This window comes from Hymenobacter bucti, from assembly GCF_042681145.1.
In the GTDB taxonomy this organism is placed as follows: Bacteria; Bacteroidota; Bacteroidia; order Cytophagales; family Hymenobacteraceae; genus Hymenobacter; species Hymenobacter bucti.
In genome coordinates, this window is the sequence record NZ_JBHUFD010000003.1 from 361,573 (window position 1) to 375,817 (window position 14,245).

Below are 14,245 nucleotides of genomic sequence, written 5' to 3' on the forward strand. Positions count from 1 at the left end.
ACGACTTACCTGCTCCTTTGCTTCCGCTCCGCCGCCTTCAATATTGCAAGCTGGTCGCCGCCGATTTTGGCGCGGCGCTGCTGGCCTGGGTGGGTTTCTTTCCGCTGCGCAAGTACCTGCTGCACGAGCAGCCGGCCAATTACCTGACCCGTGCCATGGTGGTGGACCTGGCTGGGGCCGCCCTGCTGGTCGCCATTTTCTGGACGCTGCTCTACACCCTGCTCGGCCTCTACCGCGACGTTTTTCGCAAGTCGCGCCTCTCCGAAATCATTCGCCTGGCCCGTATTTCGGTGTTGGGCGTGGTCGTTATCTTCTTCGGGCTGCTACTCGATGATGGGGTGAACAGCTACCAGCTTTATTACAAGACGGTTACGGCCTATTACCTGCTGCATTTCACGCTCACGGCTGTGCTCCACACCTGGGCCGTGAGTAGCGTGCAGCAATTGGTGCGCGGCGGCAAAATTTCCTTTCCCGCCTTGCTGGTGGGCTCTAATGCGCTGGCGCTAAATACCTTTCGGGAACTGCGGAGCACTGGTATGCACCTAGGGCTGCGGCTGGTCGGTTTTGTGCCCATCGGCGATACTATCAACCCCGAGCTGGCCAGCGCCCTGCCCGCGCCGGGTACCTACGAGCAACTGCCCGCGCTGGTGCAAGAGCTGCAAATCGAGCAGGTTATCATCGCCATTGAGCCCAGCGAGCACCAGCGCATTCAGGAAATCCTGGCCTTGCTCGAAGGCGTGCCGACTCGCATCAGCATCCTGCCCGACCTCTACCAGATGCTCCTAGGGTCGGTAAAAGTCAATCATTTATTTGGCACGCCGCTCATCGAAATCAAGCAGGATTTGCTGCCCCTGTGGCAGCAGGTGCTCAAGCGCGGGCTCGATGTAGCGGTCTCGGCCGTGTTTATGGTGCTGGCCTCGTGGGTCTACGTGTTCACGGCTGTGATGGTGAAGCTCTCCTCGCCGGGGCCCATTTTCTACCGCCAAAAGCGCATTGGCAAAAACGCGGTGCCGTTTTACATCATCAAGTTTCGGTCGATGTACGTCAATTCGGAGCGCCTGGGGCCGGCCCTCAGCTCCGACCACGACCCGCGCATCACCCGGTGGGGCCGCTTTATGCGCAAGGTGCGGCTCGATGAGCTGCCGCAGTTCTGGAACGTGCTCAAGGGCGACATGAGCTTGGTGGGCCCGCGCCCCGAGCGGCGGTTTTTCATCGAGCAAATTGTCAAAATCGCGCCCCACTACCGCCACCTGCACCGCGTGCGCCCCGGCCTCACCTCGCTGGGCCAAGTCAAGTACGGCTACGCCGAAACCGTGTCACAAATGGTCGAGCGCCTGAAGTTCGACATCCTCTACATCGAAAACATGAGCCTGGCCATGGACTTTCGGGTGCTGCTCTACACCTTGAAAATCATCGTGGAAGGCCGCGGCAAATAATCGCAGATTTAACGGATTTAACGGATTGCGCAGATACGCCCCGCTGCGCGGGGCTGACTATGCGGACTAGCCTAGGGACTTGTTTCTTTAACTTTTGGGCTTTGTATGGTGTTTGGCACTGCATGTTAGGTTCCTTCGCCTTCTCACGAGCTACAGGCATGTGCCGGCAGTGGCAGCAACAAGCGTTGCCCCAACAGCCAGTCAGCCCCGCGCAGCGGGGCGTATCTGCGCAATCCGTTAAATCCGTTAAATCTGCGGTCTATGTTTACTGGGATAATTGAAAATTTGGGTACTGTAGTTGGGGTGGCTGATGAGGGCGCCAACCGCCATTTTACCGTGCAGTCGCCCTTTGCGGGCGAGTTGAAAATCGACCAGAGCGTGGCCCACGATGGCGTGTGCCTCACGGTGGTGGCCCTCGATATGGCGGCGGGCACGCACACCGTCACGGCCATTGCCGAAACGCTGCGCAAAACCAACCTAGGGCAGTGGCAGCCCGGCCGCCACATCAACCTGGAGCGCTGCCTGGCCGCGGGCGGGCGCTTTGACGGCCACATCGTGCAGGGCCACGTGGATGCCACCGCCGAGTGCGTGCGCGTCGAAGACCAAAACGGTTCTTGGCTCTACCGTTTTCGCCACGAGCCCGGCCCGCAGCGCCTCACGGTGGAGAAGGGTTCCATTACTATCAACGGCGTGAGCCTCACGTGCTTCGATAGCGAGCCGGATGCTTTTTCGGTAGCCATCATCCCGTATACCTACGAGCACACCGGCTTTCATCAGCTGCAAGCCGGCGAGGTGGTCAACCTGGAGTTTGACATCGTGGGCAAGTACGTGGCCAAGCTGCTGGCGGCGCAGGGGCTAGTGCCCGCCGTTAGCTGATGTACTGGGTGCTGCGTAGCTCCAGCGAGGAACCCAGTATACCAGCTTACGCTAGCGCATTATTAACGAGCCAGCTGTGGCCCCCAGTGCTGAAAAGCCCACGCCGCTGCCCAGCCCAGGCTAGCCCCCACCAGCGCGCCGCCTAGCACGTCGCTTGGGTAGTGCGCGGCCAGGTAGATGCGGCTGTAGGATAGTAGGATAGCCCAGGTAAAGGCCGCTACTCGGAGTGCTCCAAAGCGGCTGCCCGGCAGCACCAGCAAGATAAAAACAGCCAGCGCAAACGAATTGGCCGCGTGCGAGGACAGAAAGCCGAACTGCCCGCCGCAGCCATCGGGCAGGTGCAATTGGCCCATCAGGCCCGGCGCGTGGCAGGGCCGCAGCCGCCCAAAAAACGGCTTAAATAGCTTACTCGCTATGCTATCGGCCAGGGCCACCGCGCCCACCAGCAGTGGCAGCAACTGCCAGGCCCGGTGCCGAAAAATATCTATCAGCCAAAGGATTAAGAGCAAGTAGGCCGGAAACCACACGTAGCGGTCGGAGGCGAAGACCATGAACCGGTCTAGAGCCGGCGTGTGCGCGTGATTGATGGCCAGCAGTAGCTGGTGGTCGAAGTCGGTGAGAGAGTGAAAGAGAGTACCTAGGGTAAAAAACAGGGCTGTCATTGCGAGGAGGAACGACGAAGCAACCATTCCTTTTACGTTAGCTCACATTGGCCAACGGTGGGGTAGCGGGAAGAAAAGGTTGCTTCGTCGTTCCTCCTCGCACTGATAGTTTTACCCCAATACTTACCTTTTTTAAATCACCCAGTCCACTCCTTTGCGGAGCCAGCCTAGGGTGGTGGCTTCGGGCGAGCCGGGGGCGGGCGGGGCGGGGTTATAGCTCCAGCCGCAGCGGGGTGGCAGGCTCATGAGGATGCTCTCAGTGCGGCCGCCGGTTTCGAGACCGAAGCGCGTGCCCCGGTCAAAGGCCAGGTTGAACTCGGCGTAGCGGTTGCGGCGCAGCGTTTGCCAGGCTTCTTCGCGCTCGCCGAAGGGCAGAGCGTGGTTTTCGCGCATGAGCTGGGTATAGAAGGGGCCAAATAGCTCGGCCACATCCTGCATTAGTTTAAACAGCTCGGCCGCGCTGCCGTCTTTGCCCACCGTGAGGCGGTCGAAGAAAATGCCGCCCACGCCCCGAGTTTCGTGGCGGTGCGGCAGGTAGAAGTAATCGTCGGCCCAAGCGTGAAAGCGGGCGTAGTAAGCGGGGTTATGCTTGTCGCAGGCCGCCTTGAGCTGCTGATGAAAGCGCTGGGCCTGCGCCTCATCCACGTAAATAGGGGTGAGGTCGATGCCGCCGCCCACCCACGCCTCGCCGTTGCCGGCCTCGAAGTAGCGCACGTTCATGTGGATGATGGGCACCCTAGGGCTGCGCGGGTGCAGCACCACGCTCACGCCGGTGGCGTAGAAGTGCGGGTCGGGCATGTGCAGCTGGCGGGCGGCGGCCTCGCTCATGGTGCCCTCCACAGCCGAAAACCCCACGCCGCCCTTCTCCAGAATTCGGCCGTTTTCGAGCACCCGCGAGTGGCCGCCGCCGCCGCCGGGGCGCAGCCAGTCATCCTGGCCAAAGCAGGCGCCGCCGTCGGCGGTTTCGAGCTGCTGGCACAGGCGGCTTTGAAAATCTTGGAGCCAAGCCGTGATATCGGCGCGGGAAGGGGAGGAGGTCGACACGTTATTCTGGCAAGCAAACCCTGGTAAAAACAGCGCGCCGCGGCGCCTAGGTCAGCGCGGCAGCAAGCGGCAAAGGTACGCCCGCCTAGGTGCGGGCGCAGCCTGGGGCGTACTTTTGACGCCCTATTCACCGCGCTTCTATGCCCACCGATTTTGGGGTTTCCCCACTCGCTCCGCCCGCTCCCGCTACCCTGGCCCTGCTGCGCCGCGCCTACCTGCTCATGCACACGGCCACCGAGATGGCCGCCTTGTTCGAAGAGCAAAAAGCAGTGGCCGCCCGCTACGTGCACGCCACCGCCCGCGGCCACGAAGCCGTGCAGCTGGCCGCCGCCTTTCTGCTCACGGAGATTGACTACGCGACGCCCTATTACCGCGATGATGCCTTGCTGCTGGGCCTAGGGCTGCGCCCGTATGAGTTGATGCTCCAACTGTTGGCTAAGCGCGACGACCCTTTTAGCGGGGGGCGCACGTACTACAGTCACCCGAGTTTGCGGCGGCCGGGCGTGCCGGTTATTCCGCACCAAAGCTCGGCCACGGGCATGCAGGCCATTCCGGCCACCGGTATGGCGCAGGCCATTCAGTACCTAGAGCGGGTGAAGTGGGAAGCTGCCAAAGCCACTGGCGCACCCTCGGCCAACGGCACTACCGCCGAAAAATCCTTTCAATACCCGGCGCATAACCCCGAAAACCCGTTGGTGCTCTGCTCCATCGGCGATGGCGCCATGACCGAGGGTGAGGTAGCCGAAGCCCTGCAAATGGCGGTGCTGCACCGCCTGCCCATCGTGTACCTGGTGCAGGACAACGACTGGGGCATCTCGGCCACCGGCCGCGAAATGCGAGCGATGGACGCCTACGAATTTGCCGCCGGCTTCCCTGGCCTGCTGCGCCTGCGGGTCGATGGCGCCGATTTTATTTCCTCCTACAAAGGTCTGGAAGAAGCCTTTGCCCACGTGCGCCAGCGCCAGGGCCCGGCCCTGGTGCACGCCAAATGCCCGCTGCTGGGCCACCACACCAGCGGCGTGCGCCGCGAGTGGTACCGCGGCGATAACCTGCTCGAGCACCAGACCCAGGACCCGCTGCCCCGCCTGCACCGCCGCCTGCTGCACCTGGGCCTGCCCGAAGCCGAGCTCACGGCCCTGGCCGCCCAGGCCCGCGCCACCGTGCGCCAAGATTGGGCCGAGGCACTAGGCGCCCCCGACCCCGACCCGGCCACCTTTGCCGACCACGAGTTTGCGCCGCCTGCCGTGCTGGCCGAGGCCGGCGAGCGCGCCCCCGCCGGTGCCGCCAAGGTGCTCATGGTCGATGCCGCCCTGCACGCCATGGAGGATATTCTGCGCGAGTTTCCCGAGGCCCTGTTCTACGGCCAGGACGTGGGCGGCGAGCTCGGCGGTGTGTTCCGCGAAGCGGCGCTGCTGGCCAAGAAGTTCGGCGATTACCGCGTGTTCAACACGCCTATTCAGGAGGCGTATATCGTGGGTAGCACGGCGGGGATGGCGGCCGTGGGCGCCCGGCCCATTGTGGAAATTCAGTTTGCCGATTACATCTGGCCGGCGCTCAACCAGCTGGTGGAGGAGCTTAGCAAGAGCTGCTACCTGAGCATGGGCAAGTTTCCGGTGCCGGCGCTCATTCGGGTGCCCGTGGGTGCCTACGGGGGCGGCGGGCCCTACCACTCAGGCTCGATTGAGAGCACGCTGCTCACCATCCGGGGCATTAAAGTGGTGTACCCCAGCAACGCCGCCGACATGAAAGGCTTGCTGCGCGCCTCCTTCCTCGACCCCAATCCGGTGGTACTGCTGGAGCACAAAGGCCTGTACTGGAGCAAAGTGCCGGGCACCGAAGAAGCTAAAACTACGGAGCCCGCCGCGGGCTACGTCATTCCCCTAGGGGTAGCGGCCGTATCCCAAGCCGCCGAGGTGGCGCAGCAGCAGCGCGGCGGCACCTGCGTGGTCATCACCTACGGTATGGGCGTGCACTGGGCCCGCACGGCCAGCCGCCAGCACCCCGGCCTAGTCGAAATTCTGGACCTGCGCACCCTCAATCCGCTCGATTGGGACGGCGTGCAGGCAGCAGTGCGCCGCCACGGCAAGGTGCTAGTGCTGAGCGAGGAGCCGCTGCTCAATAGCTTCGCCGAAAGCCTGGCCGGGCGCATCCAAAGCCACTGCTTCTTCGACCTCGACGCGCCAGTACGCACCCTAGGCGCCGCCAGCCTGCCGGCCATCCCGCTCAATGTGGAGCTAGAGAAGCAGATGCTGCCCTCGGCGGCGAAGGTGGAGGTAGTACTGGGGGAGCTGCTGGCATATTAAGCGGGCTCGCTGGGCGTAGCGCCTCATCCCCCGGCCCCCTCTCCTTTTCGGAGAGGGGGTAGGGGGGTGAGGCGCTCACGTTAGCACTGTTACCGCCCCACCGAGTACGTCTTGCGCTGTGGCCCCACACCCGTAATCTTCACTGACTGCCAGCCAGTGGGCAGCGTAGCCGCTCGCTGCACGATGCCGGTAGGCGTGATATCGAGCCCGCCGAAGCCCATGAGTACGGCTTGCAGCACGCCGCCCGCGCCGGTGGCGAAGTAGGGGTTGGTACCGCCCTTGGTCTCGGCAATGACGCGGAAGGGCGGGAGTAGATTGGGCGTGTAGGAATCCTGGAAGAAATGCTGGGCCTTGGCACCGTCGCCCAGCCGCGAATAGAGCAGCGCGAAGATGGCCTGCGTCATGGCGGGCGTGCCTTCGTTGGGCACGCGGGTTTCGTAGTAGGCGAGGTCCTTCTTGATTTGGGCCGGGTTGGTGATATTCTTAAGCGGGTAGGCCAGCAGGTTCACATCGCCCTGCTTGATGCCCTCGCCGTGGTAGGCAGCGTGTTCTTGGGTAGTGCCGTCGGCCATTTTCAGAATCGGAATGTTCTGGGCCACCAGAGCCCAATCAGCGTTGGCGGGGCGACCTAGGAGCTTGGCGGCGGCGGTGGCGGCTTGCAGGTTGGCCTGAGCGGCGGCGTTGGTGAAGGCATTGTTGTCCACGTTTTCGGCCCACTCATCGGCCGCCACCACGTTCTTGATGTCGTAGTGGCCGGGGCCGTTGCGCTCGACGCGGCTGGCCCAGAAATCGGCCGTGGCCGAGATAATGGGCCAACCCTTCTCGCGCAGCCATTCCTTGTCCTGCGTCACGCAGTAGTATTGCCAGGCGGCCAAGCCCACGTCGGCCGAAATGTGGTGCTCAAACGGCCCGCTCAAGGCCCATACCGGCGTTTCTTCCACGCCCGAGTCGGCGCTTTCCCAGGGGAACATGGCGCCCTTATAGCCGTGGGCAAAGGCGTTGCGCCGGGCCATTTCCAGCCGGTTGAAGCGGTACTCGACCAAGGACTTGGCAATGTCGGGGTGCAGCACCAGCAGCGCCGGGTACATCCACAAGTCGCTGTCCCAGAACACGTGGCCATTGTAGCCTAGGCCCGAGAGGCCCATCGGCGAGGGCGAATAGTCGGTGCCGGCCCGCGAAAAGCTGTAGAGGTGGTAGAGCATGCTGTGCACGTCCTGTTGGGCCTGCGCATCGCCGGTAATCTGAATGTCGCTGCGCCACAAGTCCTGCCAGGCCTTGGTATGGAAATCGAGTAGGCGCTGGCGGCCTTCGAGGCGGGCGAAGATGGTGAGGCGCTCGGCCTCGTTGAGCGGGTCGGGGTGGTGGGCCGAGGTGATGCTGGAGCCCGCCACGGCGTAGGCGTAGGTCTGGCCGGTCCGCAGCGTTTTGCCAAATTTCATGAGGTGCATATTATTGTCCCACATCTCATGAATAATGCGCGGCTCCTGCCCGTGCGGCTCGCTGAACAAGAAGCTGTTGGATGCGCACAGCAGCAGCTTGCCGGTGGGGCTTTTGGCCGACGAGGTGAGCAGGCTGAGCGTGACGTGCGGCCGGTCGATTTCGTTGTAGTAGTTCTGCACGTCGCGCAGGGCGTCGGGCGCCTCCATCACGCTGGCGGCGGTGAGGCCTAGGTCCTTCTTGGCGGTGATGGTCACGTCCATGAGCACCGTGTAGGGCAGGTGGCGCAGCGCGTAGTACGTGTAGCTGATGGTAGCCTTGTCCTGGTAGTCGAAGGTGGTGGTCAACGAGGCCCGCTGCATGTCGAGCTGCTGCCGGAAATTGGTGGCGTCCTGCGCGTTGAGGCGGTGGCCATCCACCTCCAGGTACATATTCAGCAGGTTGAAGCTGTTGAGAAAGTTACTGACCCGGCCCCGGCCGTACTGGTCGTAGGCGCCGGCCAGCACCACGTTTTTGACCTGAAACGGCACCGGCGCCGACACGATGCCCAGCATACCGTTGGCCACCGTCACGCCGTAGTAGTTGCTGGGGTCGATTTTGTCGGCGCTGATGCGCCAGGGGTCGGGCGCCTGCGCCTGGGCGGCTAGCGGGAGGGTGGCGGCCAGCAGCAGGAGCCAGGCGCAAAGGCGCCCCGGCAGGCGGGAGAAGAGGGGTGGGAACATAGAGAGGAAGAGAGCGTGGGCAGCCGTAGCCAGTCGCTAAAGCTACCGGAATCGTTTGCGCAAATATCCGGCCCGCGCCCGCGTAATTCCATGCTCAATTATCCCAAATGCGTTAAGAATTAATGCAAATCGAGAATTGCGTTTTCTCCCCTGAAAGCTAAGCGCTTAGTGTGCTGCCCGAGGACGTCAGGCGGGCAAATAGCTTCGATTTTGCCGGGGCCTGTTCAAAATTAGCTCGGGCGTGACCTCAGGAGGGCTGGCCTGGTCGGCGGTAAACTCCAGCATTTGCCCCTATCTTGAGCCAACCTTGTCAGCCGCTGACAGCCATAATTAACTGGCTTGCAATAGGTCACTAGCTAGGTCGGCGGCTACCTTCCACTCGCTTCCCTAGGTGCGGCTTTTCTCTTTCCCCACCCATTTGATTACCGCTCCCCGATTTATTCTCAAACGGTGCTTCGCCCTGCTGCTGCTCGGGCTGGCGGGCTGCGCCGCGGCCCCGCAAGAGCCCGTGTACCGCATCGGTTTTTCGCAGTGCACCACCTCCGATGCCTGGCGCCGGGCCATGCTGGCCGGTATGCAGAAGGAGCTGGGCTTCTACCCCGATGTGCAGTTCGAGATGCTGGACGCGCACAACGACAGCGACTTGCAGCGACGACAAGTACAGGAGTTGCTGCGCGAGCACGTCGATTTACTCATCATCTCACCCAACCAGTCGGGTCCGCTCACCGACCTAGCCGAGGCCGCTTACAGCCAGGGTACGCCCGTTATCATCCTCGACCGGCGCACTACCTCGCGCCTCTACACGGCCTACGTGGGCGGTAATAATCTGGAAGTAGGCCGCACCGCCGGCCACTACGCGGCGCAGCTGCTGAGCCGCAAGGGTAGCGTGGTAGAAGTGCTGGGTACGCCCGGCTCGTCGCCCGCCGCCGACCGCCACCTAGGCTTTGCGCAGGCGCTGGCCGCCTACCCGGGGCTGCGGCTGGTGGCCCAGGTGCAGGGCGACTGGCGCCCGGTCTCGGTGCGGCAGCAGCTGCCGGCCGTGCTGCGCGCCCACCCCGAGGCCAACCTGCTGTTTGTGCACAATGACCAGATGGCGCAGGCCGCCCAGCAGGTGGCCCGGCAGCTTGGCCTAGGGGCGCGGCTGCGCATCATTGGGGTCGATGGCCTGGCGGGGCCCGGCAACGGTTTGGAGCTGGTGCAAGGTGGCGCTTTGCAAGCCACGCTGCTGTACCCAACCGGCGGCGAGCAGGCCATTCGCACGGCAATGCGCATCCTGCGCCACCTGCCCTACGAGAAGGAAAACCTGCTCGGCACAATGGTTATCGACTCGACCAACGTGGGTGCTATGCGCAGCCAGACCGAGCAACTAGTTATGCAGCAGCAGGATATTCAGTTGCAGCAGCAGCGCCTGCAAGAGCAGCAGCGTCGCTACGCCAGCCAGGCCACCACGGTGTACTTGCTGCTGGCCAGCTTGCTGGGCGCGGTCGTGCTGGGCGCGGTAGCATGGCGCTCGGCGCGCCTCAACCGCCGCATCCGCAAGATGCTGGAGGGGCAGAATGCGGAAATTAGCTCGCAGCGCAACCGCATCGCCGAACTGGCCGAGGAAGCGCGTCGCTCGACCGAGGCCAAGCTGCGCTTTTTTACCAATTTCTCGCACGAGCTGCGCACGCCGCTCACCCTCATCCTAGGTCCGGTGGAGGAACTGCTGACCACGGCCGCCGACCTCACGCCCGCCCAGCGCCAGGACCTGAAACTGGTGCGCCGCAACACCCAGCGCCTCTTGCAACTGGTGAATCAGTTGCTCGATTTCCGCAAAATCGACGTGGGCAAGATGGCCGTGCGCGCCACCGAGGGCAACCTCGTCGGGTTCGTGCGCGAAATCATGGATGTGTTTGAGAAGATTGCGCGGCAGCGCGGCATCACGTTCCGGTTTTTACCCGCCGAACCGGTTATCAAGCTCTGGTTTGACGGCGATATTCTGGACAAAGTCTTGTTCAATCTTTTATCCAACGCCTTTAAATACACGCCCGACGGTGGCCAGATAACGGTGAGCGTGCAGCCCATGCCCGAGACTAACATGGTGCGCATCAGCGTGGAAGACAACGGCCGCGGCATCGCCGCCGAAGACCAGGCCCACATTCTCGAATGGTTTTACCAGGGTAGCCAGCCTTCGGCCAACAGCTCGGGCCTGGGGCTGGCGTTGGCTGAGGGGCTGACGCGGCTGCACGAGGGCAAGCTCTCTTTTAAGAGTCAGCTCGGCCACGGCAGCACTTTCGAGGTGACGCTACCGCTAGCCCGACCGGCTACCTTCCTCGACGGGGCACCCGCGGCACCTAGCGCAATGCACCCGCTTGCCGACGAGCCCGCTGAACTGCTGGAAGCAGTTACTCCAGTCGCCACCGACGTGACCGCGCTCATTATCGAAGATAACGACGAGCTGCGTCAGTTTCTGGAGCAGAAGCTGCGGCCGCACTTCCAGGTGAGCACGGCCGCTGACGGTGCCACGGGCCTGCGCCTGGCCGCCGAAAATTTGCCCGATATCATCGTGTGCGACGTGAATCTGCCCGAGCTGAGCGGGCTGGAAGTGGTGACCCAGCTCAAGGGCGACTGGCGCACCTCGCACATTCCATTAGTGCTGCTCACGGCGCGCAACGCGCCCGAGCAGCAGGTGGCCGGCGTGCAGGCCGGCGCCGACCTCTACCTCACCAAGCCCTTCAACCCCACCTTCCTGCTCGAAAGCCTGCGCACACTGCTGCGCAACCGCGACCAAATGCGCGAGCATTTTCGCCGCCAGCTCAGCGTAGACACCGCCACCGTGGCGCCCCAGCGCGGTGACCAAAAATTCCTGGCCGACCTCACCGCCATCATGGAGGCGCACCTCGACGAGCCGGGCCTCGGCGTCGATGACATTGCTCAGCGTCTGGGGCTGTCGCGCACCCAGCTCTACCGCAAGGTGAAGGCCCTGCTCGGCACCGGCGTCACGGACTACCTCCAGAGCCTGCGCCTCACCAAAGCCCGCCAGCTGCTGCTGCAAGTGGGCACCACTGTAGCCGAAGTCGCCTACCAAACCGGCTTTTCGTCGCCCACTTACTTCGCCACCGCCTTCAAGGCCAAGTATCAGGTATCGCCCACCGAGTTTCGGGCCTTGCATACCCACGCGCGAACCTGATTCAATTTTGAACGGCGTGCATCAAAAGTGAAGCTGCACGTCGGTTCTAGGTCAGGATTTTAGAAGTAAATTATTGATTTACAATGAATACGCAACTTAGTGCAAGATTGCATTAATTCTTAACGCATTTGGGATAATCAAGTACGGCGCCTTGGGTGGGTGGCCCGGATATTTGTGCAATCGATTCCGGTCTGTCCTTCTCCCCACCCCATGTCACAGCGTAAAGTACTCTTCTGGTCTATCGTCACGGCGCTGGGCGGCTTCTTGTTCGGCTTCGACACCGCAGTTATTTCGGGCGCCGAAAAAGCCATTCAGCAGCTTTGGCACCTGAGCGCCGTGGAGCACGGCTTCACCATTTCCATCGCCCTTATTGGCACGGTAGTCGGGGCCATGTTTGGCGGCATCCCCAGCGACCGCCTGGGTCGGCGCCAGACGCTGCGCTGGATTGCGGTGCTCTACCTGGTATCGGCAGTGGGCGCCGCGCTGGCCCCGAGCTGGGTGCCATTCATGGTATTCCGCTTCCTAGGTGGGCTGGGAGTAGGGGCCTCGTCGGTAACGGCGCCGCTCTATATTTCCGAGATTTCGCCGGCCCAGTCGCGGGGCAAACTGGTGGGTTTGTTCCAGTTCAATATCGTGTTCGGTATCTTGGTCGCTTACCTCTCCAACTACCTCCTGGCCAATGTGGGCGAGCACTCGTGGCGCCTGATGCTGGGCGTGCAGGCCGTCCCGTCAGTGGCCTTCCTGCTCTTCCTCTTCCGGGTACCCGAAAGCCCGCGCTGGCTACTGCTGCACGGCCGCGTGGACGAAGGCCGCGAGGTGCTGCGCATCGTCAACCCCGAAACGGTGGACGACGATGTGGCCGCCATCCTCACCAGCCAGGCCGCCGCGGCCCAGCAAAGCGAGTCGCTCTGGAGCCCGCAGTATCGCACGCCGGTACTGCTGGCGGTAGCCTTCGCCTTCTTCAATCAGGTGTCGGGCATCAACGCCATCATCTACTACGCCCCGCGCATCTTCGAAATGACGGGCCTTGGGCAGGGCGCGGCGCTACTGTCATCGGCGGGCATTGGGTTGATTAACTTCATCTTCACTCTGCTGGGCGTCAACGTGATTGACCGGTTTGGGCGGCGCACACTCATGTTGGTGGGCTCGGTCGGGCTCATCATTACCCTTGGGCTGGTGGCGCGGGCTTTCTACACGCAGCATTTCGGCACGCTGCTGGTGCCGGGGCTGCTCTTTGGCTATATCGCCTTTTTTGCTTTCTCGCAGGGTGCAGTTATCTGGGTTTTTATCTCCGAGATTTTCCCCAACGCCGTGCGGGCCAAGGGCCAGGCCCTGGGTTCCAGCACGCACTGGGTCATGGCCACGGTCATCGCCTTCACCTTCCCCGCCTTTGCCGATAAGCTCGGCGGCGGTCACACCTTCGCCATTTTCTGCGGCATGATGGTGCTGCAATTAATCTTCGTGTGGCGCTTCATGCCCGAAACCAAAGGCACTAGCCTGGAGGGCGTCGAACGCACGTTGGTCATGCACTAGACTTGGTAAATAGGGTAGTCGATTGTCATTGCGAGGAGGCCCGACGAAGCAATCGCATCCAGACAGTACCTAAGTAACTCGTCAATAACTCGTCCTGATGCGATTGCTTCGTCGTGCCTCCTCGCAATGACAATTGCTAACCTCTTCACTCATTCACCTCTTTTCCCACCCACCCCATGCCAATTGCCTGCTTCGGAGAAATGCTGTGGGACGTGCTGCCCACCGGCCACCAGCCCGGCGGCGCGCCGCTCAATGTGGCCGTGCACCTGCACCAGTTTGGGCTGGTGGCGCAGCTCATCAGTCGCGTGGGCCACGACGACCTAGGGGCTGAGCTGGTGGCTTTTGTAGAAGGCAAAGGATTGGATACCGCTTACGTGCAGCGCGGCGAAACCCACCTGACGGGCGTGGTAAAAGCCAACGTGGGCGACCGCAACGAGGTGGTATATAAGATAGTGCAGCCCGTGGCCTGGGATTATATCCAGTACGAGCTGGCCCTAAGTACGCTGGTCGAGGCGTCCGAGGCGTTCGTGTTCGGCAGCCTGGCCGCCCGCTGCCCCACCACCCGCGAAACGCTGTACCGGCTACTGCCCGCGGCGCCCTTCAAGGTATTCGACGTGAACCTGCGCGCCCCGCACTACTCGCGCGATGTGGTGGAGTATCTGCTGCGCCAAGCCAACCTAGTGAAAATGAACCACAATGAGCTGGCCGAAGTCATGGGCTGGTTCGACGCCAGCGCCGACGAAGCAACCGCCCTGCGCTGGCTGGCCGAGCACTTTCAGCTGCAAGCCGTGTGCGTGACCAAAGGCGCCGACGGCGCCGTGCTCTGGACCGGCCAGCAGCTCTACCACAGCCCCGGCATTGCGGTAACGGTGCAGGATACCATCGGCAGCGGCGATGCCTTTCTGGCGGCCCTGCTCAAGGGCTGGCTGGCCGGGCAGGCCCCCGCCGAGTGCCTGGCTTTTGCCTGTGCGGCGGGCTCGCTGGTGGCCACTTACCAGGGCGCCACGCCGGCCGTGTCGGTGGCGCAGGTAGAGGCTTTAGCCGCTCTTCAATAGGGTTTTAA

General features: G+C 62.7%; 9 protein-coding genes. 6 read left to right on the forward strand and 3 right to left on the reverse strand.

Translation table 11 applies throughout. The features are described 5' to 3' along the window. Positions 1–17 precede the first annotated feature (17 nt). Positions 18–1,436: a sugar transferase gene (locus ACFSDX_RS09230; protein ID WP_382313053.1), complete on the forward strand. Its 1,419-nt coding sequence runs from the start codon at positions 18–20 to the stop codon at positions 1,434–1,436. Positions 1,437–1,697: 261 nt separating this feature from the next. Next, entirely contained in the window at positions 1,698–2,312 is a 615-nt protein-coding gene (locus ACFSDX_RS09235; RefSeq protein WP_382313054.1) for a riboflavin synthase, read from the forward strand. Between the two features lie 62 nt (positions 2,313–2,374). On the opposite strand, the gene ACFSDX_RS09240 is transcribed toward ACFSDX_RS09235, so the two are convergent. Further along, positions 2,375–2,974 (reverse strand): phosphatase PAP2 family protein, encoded by a 600-nt coding sequence (locus tag ACFSDX_RS09240; protein ID WP_382313055.1) that lies wholly within the window; start codon positions 2,972–2,974, stop codon positions 2,375–2,377. A gap of 132 nt (positions 2,975–3,106) precedes the next feature. Then, entirely contained in the window at positions 3,107–4,018 is a 912-nt protein-coding gene (gene hemF / locus ACFSDX_RS09245) for an oxygen-dependent coproporphyrinogen oxidase (RefSeq protein WP_382313056.1), read from the reverse strand. 140 nt (positions 4,019–4,158) lie between these two features. Between hemF and ACFSDX_RS09250 the strand changes: the two genes are divergently transcribed. Continuing rightward, positions 4,159–6,321, forward strand: a complete 2,163-nt coding sequence (locus ACFSDX_RS09250; RefSeq protein WP_382313057.1) for a thiamine pyrophosphate-dependent enzyme — start codon at positions 4,159–4,161, stop codon at positions 6,319–6,321. Positions 6,322–6,410: 89 nt separating this feature from the next. Here ACFSDX_RS09250 and ACFSDX_RS09255 read toward each other — a convergent pair whose 3' ends face one another. Next, entirely contained in the window at positions 6,411–8,480 is a 2,070-nt protein-coding gene (locus tag ACFSDX_RS09255; RefSeq protein WP_382313058.1) for a glycoside hydrolase family 65 protein, read from the reverse strand. A gap of 418 nt (positions 8,481–8,898) precedes the next feature. Here ACFSDX_RS09255 and ACFSDX_RS09260 point away from each other — a divergent pair, with 418 nt between their 5' ends. The 3 genes from ACFSDX_RS09260 to ACFSDX_RS09270 all read left to right on the forward strand — a co-directional run bounded on the left by ACFSDX_RS09260 (position 8,899) and on the right by ACFSDX_RS09270 (position 14,237). Beyond that, positions 8,899–11,649: a substrate-binding domain-containing protein gene (locus tag ACFSDX_RS09260; RefSeq protein ID WP_382313059.1), complete on the forward strand. Its 2,751-nt coding sequence runs from the start codon at positions 8,899–8,901 to the stop codon at positions 11,647–11,649. A 210-nt stretch (positions 11,650–11,859) separates the two neighbouring features. Next, complete coding sequence (locus ACFSDX_RS09265; protein ID WP_382313060.1) at positions 11,860–13,182, forward strand: sugar porter family MFS transporter; 1,323 nt, start codon at positions 11,860–11,862, stop codon at positions 13,180–13,182. A gap of 176 nt (positions 13,183–13,358) precedes the next feature. Beyond that, a complete protein-coding gene (locus tag ACFSDX_RS09270; protein ID WP_382313061.1) occupies positions 13,359–14,237 on the forward strand; it encodes a carbohydrate kinase family protein in 879 nt (292 codons plus the stop codon). Positions 14,238–14,245: the final 8 nt, after the last annotated feature.